The organism is Mesorhizobium sp. M0189, from assembly GCF_040322135.1.
GTDB lineage: Bacteria > Pseudomonadota > Alphaproteobacteria > Rhizobiales > Rhizobiaceae > Mesorhizobium.
In genome coordinates this window covers 523,355-540,773 of the sequence record NZ_JAMYSW010000002.1, presented here as the reverse complement: position 1 = coordinate 540,773, position 17,419 = coordinate 523,355, and the positions used below count along the sequence as shown (strand labels likewise).

17 protein-coding genes are annotated in these 17,419 nt (G+C 64.1%); 14 read left to right on the top strand and 3 right to left on the bottom strand.

Annotated elements, in window-relative coordinates:
* Positions 1-63: 63 nt before the first annotated feature.
* The 5 genes from NKJ09_RS05475 to NKJ09_RS05455 are packed head-to-tail and all read left to right on the top strand — an operon-like array spanning position 64 to position 4,596.
* Positions 64-1,071 (top strand): alpha-ketoacid dehydrogenase subunit beta, encoded by a 1,008-nt coding sequence (locus tag NKJ09_RS05475; protein WP_352494007.1) that lies wholly within the window; start codon positions 64-66, stop codon positions 1,069-1,071.
* Entirely contained in the window at positions 1,068-2,102 is a 1,035-nt protein-coding gene (locus tag NKJ09_RS05470) for a thiamine pyrophosphate-dependent dehydrogenase E1 component subunit alpha (RefSeq protein WP_352494006.1), read from the top strand. Before NKJ09_RS05475 ends, NKJ09_RS05470 begins: the two co-directional genes overlap by 4 nt.
* Positions 2,081-2,365: a muconolactone Delta-isomerase family protein gene (locus NKJ09_RS05465; protein WP_352494005.1), complete on the top strand. Its 285-nt coding sequence runs from the start codon at positions 2,081-2,083 to the stop codon at positions 2,363-2,365. The genes NKJ09_RS05470 and NKJ09_RS05465 overlap by 22 nt, the downstream gene beginning before the upstream one ends.
* Before the next feature lie 15 nt (positions 2,366-2,380).
* Positions 2,381-3,385 (top strand): MaoC family dehydratase, encoded by a 1,005-nt coding sequence (locus NKJ09_RS05460; RefSeq protein ID WP_352494004.1) that lies wholly within the window; start codon positions 2,381-2,383, stop codon positions 3,383-3,385.
* A complete protein-coding gene (locus NKJ09_RS05455) occupies positions 3,382-4,596 on the top strand; it encodes a CoA transferase (protein ID WP_352494003.1) in 1,215 nt (404 codons plus the stop codon). Before NKJ09_RS05460 ends, NKJ09_RS05455 begins: the two co-directional genes overlap by 4 nt.
* 114 nt (positions 4,597-4,710) lie before the next feature.
* On the opposite strand, the gene NKJ09_RS05450 is transcribed toward NKJ09_RS05455, so the two are convergent.
* The gene (locus NKJ09_RS05450) at positions 4,711-5,727 is read right to left on the bottom strand and encodes a LacI family DNA-binding transcriptional regulator (protein WP_352484090.1); all 1,017 of its coding nucleotides are present in this window, start codon (positions 5,725-5,727) and stop codon (positions 4,711-4,713) included.
* Positions 5,728-5,732: 5 nt separating this feature from the next.
* Complete coding sequence (locus tag NKJ09_RS05445; protein ID WP_023716813.1) at positions 5,733-6,530, bottom strand: SDR family NAD(P)-dependent oxidoreductase; 798 nt, start codon at positions 6,528-6,530, stop codon at positions 5,733-5,735.
* Positions 6,531-6,824: 294 nt separating this feature from the next.
* Here NKJ09_RS05445 and NKJ09_RS05440 point away from each other — a divergent pair, with 294 nt between their 5' ends.
* The 9 genes from NKJ09_RS05440 (at position 6,825) to NKJ09_RS05400 (ending at position 16,043) form a co-directional block, all read left to right on the top strand.
* The gene (locus NKJ09_RS05440) at positions 6,825-8,267 is read left to right on the top strand and encodes an extracellular solute-binding protein (RefSeq protein ID WP_352494002.1); all 1,443 of its coding nucleotides are present in this window, start codon (positions 6,825-6,827) and stop codon (positions 8,265-8,267) included.
* A 37-nt stretch (positions 8,268-8,304) separates the two neighbouring features.
* Positions 8,305-9,228: a carbohydrate ABC transporter permease gene (locus NKJ09_RS05435; protein ID WP_352484091.1), complete on the top strand. Its 924-nt coding sequence runs from the start codon at positions 8,305-8,307 to the stop codon at positions 9,226-9,228.
* Positions 9,225-10,058 (top strand): carbohydrate ABC transporter permease, encoded by an 834-nt coding sequence (locus tag NKJ09_RS05430; RefSeq protein WP_352494001.1) that lies wholly within the window; start codon positions 9,225-9,227, stop codon positions 10,056-10,058. The genes NKJ09_RS05435 and NKJ09_RS05430 overlap by 4 nt, the downstream gene beginning before the upstream one ends.
* Positions 10,055-10,963, top strand: a complete 909-nt coding sequence (locus tag NKJ09_RS05425; protein ID WP_352515634.1) for an SMP-30/gluconolactonase/LRE family protein — start codon at positions 10,055-10,057, stop codon at positions 10,961-10,963. The genes NKJ09_RS05430 and NKJ09_RS05425 overlap by 4 nt, the downstream gene beginning before the upstream one ends.
* Entirely contained in the window at positions 10,960-11,787 is an 828-nt protein-coding gene (locus NKJ09_RS05420) for an SDR family NAD(P)-dependent oxidoreductase (RefSeq protein WP_352493999.1), read from the top strand. Before NKJ09_RS05425 ends, NKJ09_RS05420 begins: the two co-directional genes overlap by 4 nt.
* Before the next feature lie 357 nt (positions 11,788-12,144).
* Complete coding sequence (locus NKJ09_RS05415) at positions 12,145-13,077, top strand: substrate-binding domain-containing protein (protein WP_023716807.1); 933 nt, start codon at positions 12,145-12,147, stop codon at positions 13,075-13,077.
* Between the two features lie 107 nt (positions 13,078-13,184).
* Complete coding sequence (locus NKJ09_RS05410; protein WP_352493998.1) at positions 13,185-14,171, top strand: ABC transporter permease; 987 nt, start codon at positions 13,185-13,187, stop codon at positions 14,169-14,171.
* 4 nt (positions 14,172-14,175) lie between these two features.
* Positions 14,176-14,970 carry an ATP-binding cassette domain-containing protein gene (locus tag NKJ09_RS05405; protein WP_023716805.1) on the top strand — a complete coding sequence of 265 codons (795 nt, stop codon included), beginning with the start codon at positions 14,176-14,178 and terminating at the stop codon, positions 14,968-14,970.
* A 50-nt stretch (positions 14,971-15,020) separates the two neighbouring features.
* Complete coding sequence (locus NKJ09_RS05400) at positions 15,021-16,043, top strand: LacI family DNA-binding transcriptional regulator (protein ID WP_352493997.1); 1,023 nt, start codon at positions 15,021-15,023, stop codon at positions 16,041-16,043.
* A 552-nt stretch (positions 16,044-16,595) separates the two neighbouring features.
* On the opposite strand, the gene NKJ09_RS05395 is transcribed toward NKJ09_RS05400, so the two are convergent.
* On the bottom strand, positions 16,596-17,177 hold the full coding sequence (locus tag NKJ09_RS05395) for a TetR/AcrR family transcriptional regulator (protein ID WP_023716803.1): 582 nt from the start codon (positions 17,175-17,177) through the stop codon (positions 16,596-16,598).
* Positions 17,178-17,419 lie beyond the last annotated feature (242 nt).

Genomic DNA, 17,419 nt, shown 5'->3' with positions numbered 1-17,419 from the left:
TCCGCTGCGATGATTTCGCCGACGCTATCGACGATCCGAGCAGTGCATTGGGAGGTCTGAACCTTGGCTAAAATCTGGATACGGCAAGCGGTTCTGCGGGCGCTTGACGATGCAATGACGGATGACCCCAGCGTCATCGTCATGGGTGAAGACATCGCCGCCGCCGGGGGTCCGTTCAAGGTGACCGAGGGGCTGCTTGCCACGCACGGCCCCGAACGGGTGATCGACACACCGATTTCGGAAATGGCGTTCATGGGTGCCGCGGTCGGTGCTGCCGTCTGCGGCCTGAAGCCGGTGGTCGAGATGATGTTCATCGAATTCATCGGCGTCGCGCTCGACCAGTTGACGACGCAGGCGGCAACGATGCGCTATCTGTCGCGCGGCCGACTGACGACGCCGCTCGTCGTGCGCGCGTCAGCCGGCGCCGGCCAGGGGTTTGGCTGCCAGCATTCGCAGATGCTCGACCACTGGTTCCGCGGCACGCCCGGCCTCAAGGTCGCGGTGACCAGCAATGCGCGCACGACCTATGGCCTGCTGCGGTCGGCGATCGAAGATCCGGATCCGGTGGTGGTGCTCGAACCGCGCGTGCTTTACGCCGAGCGCGAGGAATACGAATTCGACCGCAACTACCGCATTCCGCTCGGCCAGGCCGAGATCGCGCGGCCCGGCAGCGACGTGACGCTCGTCACCTGCGGCGCGATGCGGCGGGTGGCGCTCGCGGCAGCGGAAACCAGCCACGCCAATATCGAGGTCGTCGACCTTCTGACGCTGTGGCCATGGGACCGCCGGAGTGTTGCCGAATCGGTTGCGCGCACAGGCCGCCTAGTGACACTCGAGGAGGCGCCGGCCGGCAGCGGCTGGGGCGGCGATGTCGTCTCGTTGATCGCCATCGAAGCGTTCGGCCGGCTGAAGGCGCCGCCGCATCGTATCACGCTTCCCGAAGCGCCCGTACCTTATAGCGGCGCGCTGGAAGCCCGTTTCCTGCCGAGCCCGGCCTATGTGGCCGAGCAGATCGCGACGCTTGTCTCGACCAACAAGCCACCCCTGCCGTGGTGGAGGAACGCAGCATGACGCTCTCCAATTCGAATGTGCCGATCGTGCGGCGCGAGGCCTTGAAGAACAGGCTGGAGCAGCTCACGCGCATGGTCGAGATCCGCGCGGTCGAGGAGCGCATCCAGAAACTCTTCGCCGAAGGACATGTCCGCGGCAGCACACATCTTGCCTGTGGACAGGAGGCCGTCTCGGTCGGCATCGCGCGCTCGATCGATCCCGACGACATCGTGACCTGCACCTATCGCGGCCATGGCCACGCGTTGGCGCTCGGCGTGTCGCCAACGGCGGTTATCGGCGAGATCTGCGGCCGCGTCATCGGTTGTGCCGGTGGCCTCGGCGGTTCCATGCATCTGGTCGAGCCAGAGGTCGGGCTGCTGCCGACCGCCGCCATTGTCGGCGCCGGCCTGCCGATCGCCTGCGGCGCGGCGATGGCGGCACGCGCCCGCGGCAAGGACCGCATCGCCGTATCCATTTTCGGCGACGGCTCGGCCAATATCGGCGCCTTCCACGAGTCGCTCAATTTCGCGGCGATCCGCAAGCTGCCGGTGGTCTTCGTCTGCGAGAACAATCTCTACGGCGAATACACCCGTATCCAGCTGTCGACCCCGGTCGAGGACATCGCCATACGTGCAGCGAGCTACAATATGCCGGGCGTCGTCGCCGACGGGCAGGATGTCGACAAGGTGGCGGAGGCGATGGCGACCGCCGTCGCCCGCGCCCGCCGCGGCGAAGGGCCGACACTGATCGAAATGAAGACCTATCGCTATTCCGGCCATTCACGTTCGGACCCGGCGACCTATCGGCCGGCCGGCGAGCTCGATGCCTGGCTGAAGCGTGACCCGATCGACATCCTGGCAGAGCGGCTGGCCGGCGAAAAAATATTGGCGCCGGGCGGTCTCGACCAGCTTAAGGCCGACATAAGCGATGCCGTGGAGCGGGCGACAATGGAGGTGCTGGACTCACCGGCGCCGGATCTCGGCGAAATCCTGGCGCATGTCGGCGCCCATTCGGCTGGAGGGGACCAGAGATGGAATTTCTGGTCGAAATAGAGGTAAATTTCCCGCCCGACGGCGACCCCCTGCAAAAGGCGGAGCTGATCGCGGCAGAAGGCCGTCGCGCCAAGGAACTGGCCGCGGCCGGCATCGTGCGCCGGCTGTGGCGTCAGCCGGGCCGATGGGCGAATTTCGGCATCTGGGAGGCGCCGGACGCGACCGCGCTGCATGAGGCGATCGCGTCGCTGCCGTTCTACCCCTGGCTGAAGGTGGTGGTGCGGCCGCTGGCAGCGCATCCTTCTGATCCGGGCCGAAGCTGACGAAGGTTCAGCAGCGTGATCACGTCTCCCCCCGCAACAGGCATCGACGGTCCGTTCTACGAGGATCTCCGCATCGGCGACCGCTTCGACGGAGCGCCGGTGATGCGGCTGAGCGATGGCCTTGCCGCTGCCCACCATGCAATCGTCGGCGGCAGGCTGAGGCTGGCCTTCGATGCGGCACTGTCGGCATCCGTGACCGGACTAAAGCAGCCTTTTGCCGCGCCGGCGCTGGTCTGGGACGTGGCGATCGGCCAGTCGACGCTGGTGACGCAGCGGGCGATCGCCAACCTCTTCTACCGCGGTCTGATCTTTCGCCGGGCGCCGGCGATCGGCGACAGTTTGAAGACCGTCACCACCATCATCGGGCTGCGGTCCGCCGCCGCCAGGCCGGGGCGTGCGTCGCGCGGCCTGGTCACCATGCGGATCGCCACCAGCGATCAGGAGGACCGACCGGTACTCGATTTCTGCCGGTGCGCGCTACTACCGGCCAGACAGGCAGGGGATGGTGCCGCGCAGGGCGAAACCGATCCGCCGCGATCCGAGTTCACGGGAGCGCCGGCGGCGATCGGCGGATGGAACCTCGACGCTTACCGCAAGGCGGTGCCTGGCCCGCATTTCAACGATCTCAGCGCCGGCACCATCCATCGCCTTGCCGGCGGCGATGTGGTGAGCAGCGCGCCGGAGCTGGCGCGGCTGACGATGAACCTGGCGACGATCCACCATGACCGCACCCAGACGGGGCAGCGCCTCGTCTATGGCGGCCATACGATCGGGCTGGCAGCGGCACAGTTGACCCGTGCACTGCCGTCGCTGGTCACCTTTTTGGGCTGGCAGGACTGCGATCATCTGGGGCCGGTGCACGAGGGCGACACGCTGCACTCCGAAATCGGCATCGGGCACTGCGAGCCTCTGCCCGGCGGCGGTGGGCTGGTGCATTTGCGCTCACTGGTGCGGGCGACCGCTTCCGATGGCGGGATTTCCGACGTGCTCGACTGGCGATCAGTGGGGCTGTTCGCATGAGCGGCGGCATTCTCGCCGGCCTTAGCATCGTCGAGGGCTCGGCCTTCGTGGCGGCACCGCTCGGCGGCATGACGCTGGCACAATTGGGGGCCGACGTGATCCGCTACGACCAGATCGGCGGTGGGCTCGACCATGGCCGGTGGCCAGTGGCGGACAACGGCCAGAGCCTGTTCTGGGCCGGCATGAACAAGGGCAAGCGTTCGATCCAGATCAACCTGCAGTCGCCCGAAGGGCAGGACGTCGTGGCCAGTCTGATCGCGAGACCGGGGCCGGGCAACGGCATCTTCCTGACCAATTTTGCGGCGCGCGGCGCCCTCTCCTACGAGGCCCTGAAGCACCGGCGCAACGACGTCATCATGATCGCGCTGACCGGCAACAATGATGGAACCAGCGAGGTCGACTATACCGTCAACGCGGCAACCGGCTTTGCCGAAATCACCGGCGCGCGCGGCGCCACGGAGCCTACCAATAGCGTGCTGCCGGCCTGGGACATCGCGATGGGCGAGATGGCGGCGGTGGGCGTGCTTGCCGCCGACCGCCACCGCAGCCGCACCGGCAACGGGTCATTGGTGAAACTGGCGCTATCGGACGTAGCGCTGGCCATGACCGGCAATCTCGGTCGGCTGGCGCAGGCCGAACTTGGAGGCAGTGCCGAAAAGGACGGCAACTATCTCTATGGTGCGTTCGGGCGGGATTTCCTCACCGCCGACGACCGCCGCGTCATGGTGATGGCGCTGACCGGCCGGCAATGGGCCGTACTGCTGCAGGCGACCGGGCTGGACACGGCAAAGCTCGCGGCAACAAGCGGCGCCGACCTCGACAGCGAAGGCGGGCGTTATGCGGCGCGCGAGGCGATCGCCGCCCTACTGGCGCCGTGGTTTTCGGCACGGAGCTTCGCCGACGTGCGGCGCATCTTCACGGCATCCGGCGTCTCGTGGGGGCCTTACCAGACATTCCGGCAATTATTGGTCGAGGATCCGCGCTGCTCGACGGACAACCCGATGTTCGCAAAGGTCGATCACCCCGGTCTCGGATCGCTGCTGACGCCGACTTCGCCACTGGATTTCTCCTCGGTGGAACGGCTTCCTGCAGTCCGCGCGCCCGTACTTGGCGAGCACACCGACGAGATCCTGACCGAACTGGGGTTGAGCGACGGCGAGATCGGAAGCCTGCACGACCGCGGCATCGTCGCCGGTCCGGCGACGGCTTGAGCCGCGAAGGCTTTAGCGCAATTCCAGGAAAGGTGTGAAACGGTTTTCCGTCCGGAATTGCGTAGAAACAAAGAGATAGAGCGGTTCGGCGTTTCCGTGAAACGATGAACCGCTTTAGCGAGGCGGCGGCGCCACGGATTCGCGGTAAACCAGCTTCGGCGGGATATCGATGACGACATCCTGCGGTTCGCGCCCCTGGATCATGGCTTCGAGCTCGACTACGGCGCGCGCGCCCATTTCGGCGAGCGGGGTAATGATGGCGGTCAGCGGCGGCGCGGTAAAGATGGCGTCCTCGCCGTCCAGCGTGACCACCGAAAGATCGTCCGGCACGCGCACGCCGCGCACACGGGCCGCCGCCAGCGCACCGATGCCGACCAGCATGTTGAAGGCGAAGACGCCGGTCGGGCGTTGCGCCTCATCGAGCAGCCTGTGCAAGGCATCGTAGCCACCGCGGCGCGAGACCGGGCCGGCGATTTCGACGACGGCCGGCAGGCCGGCAGCCTGGCAGACTTCGACGAAGCCATGGCGCCGGCGTCGCGAGGTGTCGAGTTCGGGCAACGCGCCGATGAAGCCGAGGCGCCGATGGCCGGCCTCGATCAGGGTCTGCGCGGCAAGCCGTCCCGAAGCCTGGTCGTCGACGGTGACGCTGCGGCCGATGCTGGAACGGCGGTTGACGAAGACGTGCGGCACCGGATTGTTCTCGATGGCAGCGATCATCTCGCTGGTTTCGGCGCTGACGGCGATGATCAGCCCGTCGATGCGGCGTTCGCTGACCAACCGCATATAGGCGGCGGCGGAGGTGCGCTCGTCCGCAACCTCGGCAATGAGCATGACGTAGCCGGACCGTTCGGCCTGGCGCATCGCACCATGCACCGTCTCGGCATAGATTGGATTGGTGAGGTCGGGCAGCAGAATGCCGAGTGCGCCGGTGCGCTGGGTGCGCAGGTTGCGAGCAAGCGCATGTGGGCGATAGTTGACCCGGCTTGCCTCGTCGATGATTGCTTGGCGCGTCTGCGGCCGCACGCTGATGCCGCCGTCGTTGAGCACCTTGGAAACGGTGGAAACGTCGACGCCGACAGTGCGGGCAATGTCCTTCAGCGTGGCGCGCCCCGGCGGGCTGATTGGCTTCAAAGGCTTCAGCCCTTTCCGTACATGGCGAGCAGTTGCGCGTCGGGCGCATAGCGGTAGCAGCGCGAGGTCAAGCCGCCATCGACGGCCAGCGACTGGCCGGTGACGAACGAGGCCTCGGACGAAATCAGCCACGAGACGGCGGCCGCGATCTCCTCCGGCTCGCCGATGCGCTCGAGCGGATGCTGAATCGACATTTCCTTTTCAGCCACCGCGCTGTCGGGGCTGTCGCGGATCACGCGTTGCACCAGCGCCGTACGGACGGCGCCGGGCGCGACCGCATTGGCGCGGATGCCGATCGGCCCGTATTCGACCGCGATATAGCGGGTCAGCGCATCGATGCCGGCCTTGGCCACATCATAGGCCGCCCACATGTTGAAGGCCGAGCGGCCATGCACCGAGGAGACATTGACGATCGAACCGGTCGCCCGGTCTCGAACCCACGTCCGGATGGCTTCGGACGAGCCCCAGAAATGCGACATCAGGTTGACGGCGAACAAACGCTCGACCTCGGGCTCATTGGGTTCATGCAGATTGCCCATCAAGGCGATGCCGACATTGTTGACCCATCCGCGCAACGGCGCGAGTTGTTCCGCCGCCTCGCGGGCGGCTTTCAGCACCGAGCGGTCGGATGCGTCGCCGCACACCGCATGATGGCCGTTGCCAAGCGTCTTGCCAAGCGCCTCGGCTGCCGCCCGGTCAAGTTCGAGGCCGACGACATTCCAGCCGTCGGCGGCCAATCGGATCGCTATGGCGCGTCCTATGCCGTCGCCCGCACCTGTCACGACAACGCTTCCCAGGCTCATCGACGACCTCCCTGTCGGTTCGGGCTTCGGATGCGCTGGAAGGCCGCCATTCAGTCGCCTGGCACATTGTTGTTTGCCAGCGTGTAGAGGCCGTGCGCGACAGCTGTCAAGCGCCTGCGCCCGAGACAATTTTCACCCATAGAGCACGGCATCGATAACACGACGTGTTTGTTCAAGCAATCGTTTGAGCGATCATTAAGCAATCGATTGACTATTTAGATCGCCGGATGCAATCTGCCGTCCGGACCGATGCAGTCCCGTCGGCAGAACAAAGAAGAAACTGGGGAGTGAGACATGAGCGGAAAAGAGCAGACGGATCACCCGCGGCCCGGCGAAAACGCCGCCGTGGATACAGGCGGCCTGACGCGCCGCGACCTGATGCAGCGCGCCGGCATGCTGGGCCTGGCAACGGCGTTTGGAGGACTTGGCGGCACCGTGCCGCTCTACGCCGCCGGTTTCGACATGAAGAAGTTCGCCGGCACCAAAATCAACATCCTGATGACCGGCGATGAGAACGACCATCGCGCGCTCGCCGACATGCTGCCGAAATTCGTCGAGGAGACCGGCATGGAACTGGAGATCACCTCGCCGGCACTCGGCGCGCTGATCGAAAAGACATTGCAGAACCTCAAGGCAGACAAATCCTCGTTCGAATTGATCGAGTATCTTGGGTTCCTGACGACCCAGCAGGTCGGCGGCGGCTATTACGAGCAGCTCAACGCCTATATCGACGATCCCGCAAAAACGCCGCCGGACTGGGATTTCGCCGATCTCATCCCGGCGGCGATGAAGAATGTCGGCATTTTCGACATGGCCTCCGGCACGGTTGGCAAAGGCAAGGACGTCTACGGCATACCCGGCCTGCATTCCGGGTCGGTCATCTATTTCTATCGCAAGGACCTGTTCGACGCGGCAGGCCTGCAGCCGGCCAAGACCTGGGACGAGTTCAAGGCTGCCGCCGAGAAGCTCAACACCGACGACGTGGCCGGTTGCTCCTTCATCGGCGCCAACGATTTCTCGCTCGCCGCGGTCGACTGGTACACTCGCTTCATCACCACTGGCGGCGTGCTGATGACCGGCAGCGCCAAGGAGAAGAATTTTAAGCCGCAGGTCAATTCCAAGGAAGGCATCGGCGCCTTGCAGATGCTGATCGACCTGCTGCCCTATGCGCCGAAGAATGTGACCAAATACGGCTTTGCCGAAAACGTCGACGGCTTCTCCACCGGCAAGATCGCGCAGATGATCTTCTGGTCTACAATTGCCGGGCCGATCCTGAACAGCGAGAATTCCATGGTCGCCGAGACCACCGCGACCACCCCGGTTCCTTCCGGCGACGGCAAGTCGCCGCGGGCAATCCAAGGCGGCTGGGGGGTCGGCATCCCGAAGAATATCGACCCGGCGAAGAAGGACGCCGCCTGGCTGGCGCTGACCTGGATCACCAGCAAGGCGGTGAACCGCTATTCCATCGAGAAATACAACATCGATGCGAACCGCACCTCGGCTTTCACAGATCCCGAGCTGGTGGCGAAGTTCCCCTACCTCAAGGACGCGCTGACGGCGATCGAGACGGCCGACACCATACCGACGTCGCTGATCCCGGAATTCTTTCAACTCAACGATGTCATGAACGTCGAGTTCAACGCGGCGCTGATCGGCACGCAAGATGCCAAGACTGCCTGTGAAAAAGTGCAGACCCAGTGGGAGGCGATCTTGCGGAAGGCAGGCCACCTTGCCTGATCGGTGCCCGCGCGGATCGCTGTGGATGTGATTTTCGATGAGCCTTGCGACAACCGCCGCCACCCAGACGAAATTCGTCTTCGGCACACGTGACGAGCCGGGGAGAGCCGTGTGGCTGCTCCTCGGCCCGTGCCTGCTTTACCTGATCGTCTTCAGCATTTATCCGCTGTTCCACAGCCTGCGCCTGTCGCTTACAGATTTGACCGCCGCGACCGGCACCGGCAATTTCGTCGGCCTCGCCAATTACCGTGCCCTGCTGGTCGATCCGCTGTTTTGGAACGCCGCCATGAACAGCGCCATCATGGTGTTTTTCTCGGTTTCCATCCAGGTCGTGCTCGGCGTCGCACTGGCGATGTTCTTCAACCTGCAGCTGAAGGGCGCCTGGATCGTGCGCGGCATCCTGTTGCTGCCGATGCTGATGACGCCGATCATCGTCGGGGTGATGTGGCGCGCCCTGCTCAATCCGGACTGGGGGCTGGTCAACTGGGCGATAAAGCAGATCGGACTGACGCCACCCGACTGGCTGGGCTCGGTCGGCATGTCGATGGTGACGGTGATCCTCGTCGACTGCTGGCAATGGACGCCATTCGTCTTCATCATCGTCTTTGCGCGCCTGCAGGCGCTGTCGCAGGATGTCTTCGAAGCCGCCCAGGTCGACGGCGCCGGCCCATTCGTCACCTTCCGGCGCATCACGCTGCCGATGCTGACGCCGGCCATCGTCTTCGCCGCCGTGTTCCGCGCCGTCGATGCTTTCCGTTCGTTCGACCTGATCTACGGGCTGAGCTATGGCGGGCCAGCGCGCAGCACGACGACGCTGTCCTTTTTCTCGTTCCAGAACGGCTTCCAGTTCCAGAATTACGGCTATGCCGCGGCGGTCGCCTACATGATGCTTTTGATCCTCGCCGTCGGCACGACAGTGATGCTCAGATACGTCCAGATCCGGCCCGGGAACTCGCGATGAAGATCCGCCCGGGCCGGGTCATCGCCTACCTCTTCCTCATCGTGCTCGGCATCTTCGGCGCCGCGCCCTTCCTCTATCTGGCGGTGCTGTCTACCAAGAAGCGCATCGAGATCCTGGCGCAGGTGCCACCGACGCTCAACCTCAACTGGACGCAGATCGTCAAGAACTACAATGAGGTGCTGTTCAGCCAGGGGATGCTGGCCTTCACCCTCAACTCCATCATCGTGGTCGGCATCGCAACCGCAGCCGCGATTCTGATCGGCACGCCGGCGGCCTATGCGTTTTCAAGGCTGCGCTTCAAGCGTAGCGAGCAGCTGGCAAGCACCATCCTGTCGATGCGCTTCATGCCGCCGATCGCGGTCGCCATTCCGCTGTTTCTGATGGTCAAGACGGCCGGCCTGCAGGACAGTTATCCGGGCCTGATCCTGCCCTATATCGCCTTTTCGCTGCCGCTCGTGGTGTGGATCATGATCGGCTTCTTCGACGAAATCCCGAGCGAGATCGATGAAGCGGCGATGATCGACGGCTGCACGCGCGTCGGTGTGCTGTGGCACGTCATGCTGCCGATCGTGCGGCCGGGCCTGGTGACGGCAGCGCTGTTCGGCGCGCTGTTCATCTGGAACGAGTTCCTGGTCGCACTCTACGTCATCGACAGCCGTGCCTTCCAGACCATATCGCTGGGTGCCGCGACCCTGGTCAGCGCGCAGCGACCGATCGACTGGAACATCGCCGCGACGGTCGGCGTCGTCACTGTCATCCCGATCCTCCTCTTCTCGCTTTTCGTCCAGCGCTACATCGTGCGCGGACTAACCGCAGGGGCCGTGAAATGAAGAACGATCTTTCGCCGGAACTGGTGACGGACAATCTCGGATGGCCGGAAGGGCCGACCGTGATGCCGGACGGCAGCCTGGTCTTCGTCGAAAGCTACCGCAGCCAGCTGACCATCGTTGGCAAGGACGACAAGGCAAGGCAATTCGCCTATGTCACCGGCGCGCCGAACTCCTGCGTGCTTGGCTCCGACGGCGCGCTCTATGTCTGCCAGAACGGCGGCACCGTCGGTCCGTGGCGCGCGCCTGAGATGACCGTGCCATCGATCCAGCGGGTGCGGCCGGGCGCCGGGCCGGAAATTCTGGTGACCGAGGTCGAGGGCGTCAAACTCAATGGCCCGAACGATCTGGTCTTTGCGCCGGATGGTACGCTGGTCTGGACCGACCCCGGCACCTATAATCCCGCCAGTCCCGACCCGAGCTACATTTTTGCGCTGGCGCCGGACGGCAAGGCGACAATCAAGGTGGCCTTCCCAGAACCGGTGTTTCCGAACGGCATCGTCGTCGAGGCCGACGGCTCGATCGTCTGGGACGAATCTTACACCGGCCGTGTCAGGCGACTGAAGGGCGACGGCAGCATCGAGGATCTCGGCCGCATGCCGGGGGATAACCCGATCCTCGACGGCATGACGATCGCCGCCGACGGTTCGCTGCTGGTCACGGATCTGGTCGGCGGCGGCATCCATGTCGTCGCCCGCGACGGCGCCATCAAGGGCTTCATCAAGTGCGGCGGCGCGCCGACCAATCTCGCCTTCGATGGCGAGACGCTGTGGGTGACCGACGCCAGCGTGCTGGCATCGAGCGACAAACCGTCCTATGCCGGGCGCCTGTGGCGGCTGAAAGTGCCGGGCGGCGGCGCCCCGACCTACAAAGGCACGATCAAAATGGCAGCGGAGGCGGGCGCATGAGCCCGCGCGAACCGTTTCCCGGACTTTCCTATCAAGGCAAGGTCGCCTTCATCACCGGCGGCGGCTCGGGCATAGGCCGCGAGACGGCGCTGACACTGGCCGATCTCGGCGCCGATGTCGCCATCCTCGACTGGACCGCGGGCGCTGCTGCAGACACCGCCAGGCAGGTCAAGCACATCGGTCGGAAAGCGATCGCCTTCGAAGGCGATGCCGGTCATGAGAAGACCGTCGCCGATGCCTTTGCGGCGACGCGCAAGCAGCTTGGCGAAATCGATGTCGCCGTGGCCTGTGCCGGCGTGCTCGGCGTCGGCGGGCCGGTGTTCGAGACCTCGGTCGAGGATTTCGAGCAGGTGATGGGCGTCAACGTGCGAGGCTCATTCCTGGTGGTGCGCGAGGCGGCCAAGGGCATGCGCAAGCAAAAGAGCGGCGCCATCGTGCTGCTCTCCAGCCTCGATGGGCTGCAGGCCGAGCACGGCATGTTCTCCTACTGCGTGTCGAAGGGAGCGCTGCTCAACCTTGCCCGCGCGGCGGCGCTCGACCTGGCGCGGGACCGGGTCACGGTCAATTGCGTCTGCCCGAGCGTGACCGATACGCCGCTGCTGGCCGGACGGCTGGCAGCGCTGCCGAATGGCGACGAGATCCTCGCCTCCTACGCCGAGCGGCATCCGCTCGGCCGGGTGCTGACACCGCGTGACATCGCAGCGGCGATTGCGTTCGTCGCCTCGCCCATAGCCAATGGCATTACAGGCGCTGCCATTCCGGTCGATGCAGGCATCGGTGCCACATGGGACAATTTTCGCGACCCGGCCTGGATCAAGGGCTGATCTTGACATCCGGAACCTGAGGTCTTCGGTATCAAACAGGCCCGCAGCGCCCACGACAAGGGACGTCATGGTCGTTTGGAGTAGATGGGCGCCGGGAGCAATCCGGCCGACGCAGTCCAGGAATCGCCTGCCTGAAAAATATCACGCAAACTGATGCAATCTGATGGTAGGGCTGATGGCGCCTGCGGATGCGCCAACTACCACTGGCAGATGAAGGCTTGCCATCGATCGAAAAAGGGGATGCTCTGATGCACCCAGGTCGACGCTGGCAGAATACGATCGCGGTTTTTGCCGCGCACGGTTTTTCGCCGCGATCGTCGTGGGAGGAGGAGTTCGGTTCAAATGGGAGGAAATCAAATGCTGACGAGGCTAAGACTGCTTGTACTTGGCTTGGTGGTGGCGCTGGCCATTCCGGCCGCGGCACAGGCCAAGACATTCTACTGGATTTCGCATGGCGGCCCGGCCGATCCGGTCTGGACCTACTTCCTTGCCGGCGCCAAGCAATGGGCGACGGACACCGGCAATACCGTCAACACCTCGTTCCACAATGGTGACGTGGCGTCGCAGCAGGAAGCCGTTCGCGCCGCAATCGCCGCCAAGGCCGACGGCATCACCACCACCAGCCCCGATCCGGGCAGCCTTGTCGAGATCGTCAAGGAAGCGCGGGCGGCGAACATCCCGATCATCAACTTCAACACGCCCGACCCGAAGGCGGATTTCAACGCCTATGTCGGCGGCGACAACGTCACCTTCGGCAAGCATTGGGCGCAGTATCTGGTCGACAAGGGCCTGGTGAAGAAGGGCGACTTCGTCTGGATGCCGGTCGAAATTCCCGGCGCCACCTATGGCGTCCAGGAAGAGGAAGGCATCAAGAGCGTCTTCGAGCCGCTCGGCATCACTTATGAAATCACCGAAGCGACGCTCGACCAGGCCGAAGTGATCAACCGCATGGTCGATTACCTCACCGCCAACAGGGCCAAGGTCAAGGCGGTCATCGGTCTCGGCGACCTTGTCACCGGTTCGATCAAGCGAGTGTTCGACCAGGTCGGCGTCAAGCCGGGCGAAATCCCGGTTGTCGGCTGGGGCAACTCGCTCGATACCACCCAGGAAGTGCTGAACGGCTACGTCAATGCCGGCCAGTGGCAGGATCCGCAGGCGACCAGCTACGTCGCGCTCTCGCTCGCCAACATGGCGGCGAGCGGCATTCCGCCCGGCTTCGACGTGATCACCGGCGCGCTGTACGAGAAGGACACCGCGGCAGTCTACGACAAGATCCTGTCCGGCAAATAAATCCGCGATCGAGTTGGTCACGGCCGCTCCGGCGGCCGTGGCTGTCTCATCATTCCGCCGAAGCCGGTTGCCGTCTCGGCCAGTTCCAATCCTATCGCGGGTCCAAGGTGGAAAATCGTTCCCTTATCCAACGCTCGATCGCGCGGCCAGAGTTCGGGCCTTTCGTGCTGCTTGTCGTCGAGATTGCCGTGTTCTGGGGCATCAATCACGACTTCCTGTCGCCGCAGAACATCTCGAACACGCTGGCCTTCACGGTCGAACTCGGGCTGATCGCGCTGGCGATGACACTGCTGATGACATCGGGCGAATTCGACCTCTCGGTCGGCTCGGTGTTCGGCTTCTCGCCGGTCCTGATGTGGACGCTGTTCAACAGCGGTCTCACCTCGCTCGAAGCCGCCTTCGCCGTTGCCCTGGTGGTTGCCGCCTTCATCGGGCTGGTCAATGGCTGGTTCGTGACGCAGCTCAAGATCCCGTCCTTCCTGGTGACGCTGGGCATGCTGCTGGTGGTGCGCGGCACCGCTTTGTTCGTCACCAACGGGTTTCCGCAGCGGACCTGGAGCGCCGAGGGGAGCTGGCTGGCGGAAGCCCTGGTCGGCGATTTCTTCATCGGGCCGTTCCGTATCTATATGTCGCTGTTCTGGTTCATCGCGGCCGCCGTCGCGCTCGGCTACGTGCTGACGCAGAGCCGGATCGGCAACTGGATCCAGGCGGCCGGCGGCAACCCGAGTGCCGCAAGGGCGCGCGGCGTCAATGTCAGCGGCGTCAAGATCGGCCTGTTCATCCTGTCGTCGATCCTGGCCTCGCTTGCCGGCGTCATCAGCTCGCTGCGCACCTCGGCGGCCAACCCCAACAGCGGCACCGGCTACGAGCTCGAAGTCATCGCCATGGTGGTGATCGGCGGTACGGCGCTGACCGGCGGGCGCGGCACCATCATCGGCACAGTGCTCGGTATCCTGATCCTGCGCGTGATGCGCAATGGCATCGTGCTGATCGGTGTGCCGGGCCTTGCCTACAACATCTTCATCGGCGCTATCATCCTCGGCATGATGGCGCTCCACTCCTGGCTGGAACGCCGGCATCAGGCAGGGACTTGAGACGATGGTCGAGCCGCTGATCCGCATGACGAACATCCGCAAGTCCTATGGCCGCGTTCAGGCGCTGGTTGATGCCAATTTCCATGTCAACGAAAGGGAGATCGTCGGACTGCTCGGCGACAATGGCGCCGGCAAGTCGACGCTGATCAAGGTGCTGTCGGGCGCGGTCCCGCTGACCAGCGGCGACATCTTCATCCGCGGCAAGAGGGTAAATTTGCGCAGCACCAGCGACGCCATCGCCCACGGCATCGAGACGATCTACCAGGACTCGGCGCTGGTGACGCAACTGTCGATCGCCCGCAACCTGTTCCTTGGACGCGAGCCGATCAAGCCGCCGCGTTTCCTCAACCGCATGGACCAGGAGGCGATGAACGTGGTTGCCCGCGACCTGCTCAAGCAGGTCGGCATCTCGAAGAACATTCCGCCGACGACGCCGATCGGCTCGCTCTCCGGCGGCGAGCGGCAGGCGGTGGCGATTGCACGCGCCATGCATTTCGACAGCGACCTCATCATCCTCGACGAGCCGACCAACAATCTCGGCGTCGCCGAAACGCAAGGCGTTCTAAGCTTCGTGCGCAGCGCCCGCGATTCCGGCCATTCCTGCATCTTCATCGCCCACAACATCCACCACGTCTTCCAGGTGGTCGACCGCATCGTCGTCATGCGCCGCGGCAAGGTGGTCGCCGACGATATCGACCCGAAGAAGACCAGCGTCGCCGAAGTCGAACGCGTCATCACCGGCATGTCGGACAAGGAGATCCACGACGCGCTGGTCGAGCGCACAAAGCGGCACGACTGACCGCCGGCTGACCGCCGAGGCACTGGATCGCATCGCCACATGGTTGCGAGATGAAAGCCACCGTTTCGGATATTGCCAGGAGCTGCGGCCTGTCGACCGCGACGGTCGACCGTGTGCTCAACAACCGGCCGGGGGCGAGTGCCGCCAACCGGCAGCGCGTAATGGAGGCGGCCAAGCAGCTCGGCTATCTGCCGGTTGTCGACCAGGTCGCGTTGCCCTCGCGGCCGGCGCATCTCGAATTCTTCCTGCCGATCGGCAGCAATGCCTTCATGGCCGATCTGGCCAGGCACATCGAGGATTATGCGGCGCGCCTGCCGCTGGTCGCCTCCTGCCGCATCCATAAGCTCACCGGCATTTCGCCGAGCGCCTTACAGACAGCCGTCGAAAACCTCTCCCTCAAGGCGAACGGGGTCGGCGTCATTGCCGTCGATCATCCAAGGACGCGCAACATCTTGCGCGAGATCGTCGAGGCCGGCATCCGCCTAGTCACGCTGGTGTCCGACGTTCCGGGCGCGCCCCGCTCGGCCTATGTCGGCATCGACAACCGGGTGGCGGGCCGCACCGCGGCGCTGCTGATGGGACGGTTCCTCGGCGGCCGCAAAGGCCATCTGGCGATGGTGGTCGGCTCACGTTCCTATCGCGGCCACGAGGAACGCGAAATGGGCTTTCGCTCCGTGCTCGGCGAGGAGTTCCCCAATCTGACCGTCACCAGTGCCGTCGAGATCAACGACGAGCCGGAGGTCAGTTACACCGCGACCATGAAGGCGCTGCACAACGAGCCGGAGCTGCTCGGCATCTACTGTATCGGCGCCGGACGATCAGGCGTGGCGAAAGCGTTGCTCGAAGCCAGACCGCAGAAAAAGCCGGTGTTCATCTGCCATGATCTGACGCGCGAAACGCGCGGCTATCTCATCGACGATCTGCTCGACGTCGTCATCGACCAGAATGCCAGGCTGATCGCCGAACAGTCGGTCATTCGCCTGCTCGGCTCGATCGCCTCGTCGGCGCCCTATCTGACGCGGAAATTCATCGAGCCGCGCCTGATCTTCAAGGAAAATGTCCCGGTGCAGTGATGCCGCGCGAGGGCGGTGTTCGCTCGGCCTCGATCGTTAAAATTCGGTTGATACCGCAAATCTGCACATCAGCTATGCAACTTTTGTGGTTGCCGAATCATTGGGCAACCAGTAAGTTCATAAGCGTCGGCCATCTACTCCTCCCAGATGCGATGCCGACGTTGAATTCGGTGCACCTCCTCCCGCACCGCATTCGAAAATCAAGCCCGCTGCCACCTCCTCCCGGCAGCGGGCTTTTTTCGTTCCGGCTCTGAGGTATCGGCCAAGGCTGGGGCCATGACTATCACCGGGACGAGTACCGATCCGCGAATCGATGGGCCTTCGCTGAGATCGCCACGGCATTTCCGGGCGGAATCCTGTCACACTTGTCACTCTCACCAATTCGCTGCCGGCCCTATCTTGCCCTCACAACCAACAAGCAATACGCCGCGCAAGGAATGGCGCGGCGGCAGACGGAGAAGTGTGGTGACGACACATCCGAATGGGACGAAAGAGCGCTCGGCGGCGCGGCTCGTAACCAACGAGCTGTCAATGGTTTCGCCGCTTGCGAGACTATCTGGCCCTGAAAGAAGTGATCAGGCCTTCCGCCATGCGGACGAACTGCGCGCTCGGGCCTTCGGCGCCGACGCTTTGCAGGCTGACACGGGCGCCCTCGAGCAGAAGCGACAGCGTGTCGGCGAGAAGTTCGGCCTGGCCGATGCCGGCATCGCGACACAGCGAGACCAGCCGCTCGCGCTGCGCTTCCTTGAGTTCCTTGATCACTTGCCTTGCCGGATGATCGGTCTCGCTCAGCTCGATGGCGGCGTTGGCCATGTCGCAACCGCGACGATCCGACATCAGGCAATCGGCCGCCATCCGGACCCAGGCGTGCAGTTGCGCCAGTTTGTCGCCCGGATTCTCGGCCTCGAACTTTTCCCACATCGCGTTGGCGCTGCAGGCGGTCGCCCGCAGACATTCGATGATCAGGTCGTCCTTGGACTCGAAATGCCGGTAGAGCGTCATCTTGTTGGTACCGGCGGCCTCGGTGATGGCGTCGATGCCGACGCCGCGAATGCCATGCTTGTGAAACATGTCCCGTGCCGTCTCCAGGATCCTGTCCCGGGGGCGAACACGCTCCACAACACCGTCTGTCATCAAAACCTCCGTGATTGCGTTTCCCGAAATTCCCTCGGTGCACCTCTTGACTAGGGTGTTACCGGTCTGTAACGTTAGAGATGTTACTTACCTGTAACACCCGCATTGCATCATGTCAAACTCGCAAGTGCCGGCCATCAGCCCCGCCCAATCGGCAAGGGGACGAACCGCACCTTACGGCCTCGGCCGGCGAGCAAGAGAACACCCGATCCGCGGCCTGCCGCGGATCGCCAAAAACCAGG

Bases quoted from the DNA above. Each gene is read 5' to 3' on its own strand.
- NKJ09_RS05395 (WP_023716803.1), bottom strand. From the start codon at position 17,177: ATGACAGACGGTGTTGTGGAGCGTGTTCGCCCCCGGGACAGGATCCTG.
- NKJ09_RS05400 (WP_352493997.1), top strand. From the start codon at position 15,021: ATGAAAGCCACCGTTTCGGATATTGCCAGGAGCTGCGGCCTGTCGACC.
- NKJ09_RS05445 (WP_023716813.1), bottom strand. From the start codon at position 6,530: ATGAGCCTGGGAAGCGTTGTCGTGACAGGTGCGGGCGACGGCATAGGA.
- NKJ09_RS05440 (WP_352494002.1), top strand. From the start codon at position 6,825: ATGAGCGGAAAAGAGCAGACGGATCACCCGCGGCCCGGCGAAAACGCC.
- NKJ09_RS05465 (WP_352494005.1), top strand. From the start codon at position 2,081: ATGGAATTTCTGGTCGAAATAGAGGTAAATTTCCCGCCCGACGGCGAC.
- NKJ09_RS05420 (WP_352493999.1), top strand. From the start codon at position 10,960: ATGAGCCCGCGCGAACCGTTTCCCGGACTTTCCTATCAAGGCAAGGTC.
- NKJ09_RS05425 (WP_352515634.1), top strand. From the start codon at position 10,055: ATGAAGAACGATCTTTCGCCGGAACTGGTGACGGACAATCTCGGATGG.
- NKJ09_RS05415 (WP_023716807.1), top strand. From the start codon at position 12,145: ATGCTGACGAGGCTAAGACTGCTTGTACTTGGCTTGGTGGTGGCGCTG.
- NKJ09_RS05405 (WP_023716805.1), top strand. From the start codon at position 14,176: ATGGTCGAGCCGCTGATCCGCATGACGAACATCCGCAAGTCCTATGGC.
- NKJ09_RS05430 (WP_352494001.1), top strand. From the start codon at position 9,225: ATGAAGATCCGCCCGGGCCGGGTCATCGCCTACCTCTTCCTCATCGTG.
- NKJ09_RS05435 (WP_352484091.1), top strand. From the start codon at position 8,305: ATGAGCCTTGCGACAACCGCCGCCACCCAGACGAAATTCGTCTTCGGC.
- NKJ09_RS05455 (WP_352494003.1), top strand. From the start codon at position 3,382: ATGAGCGGCGGCATTCTCGCCGGCCTTAGCATCGTCGAGGGCTCGGCC.
- NKJ09_RS05470 (WP_352494006.1), top strand. From the start codon at position 1,068: ATGACGCTCTCCAATTCGAATGTGCCGATCGTGCGGCGCGAGGCCTTG.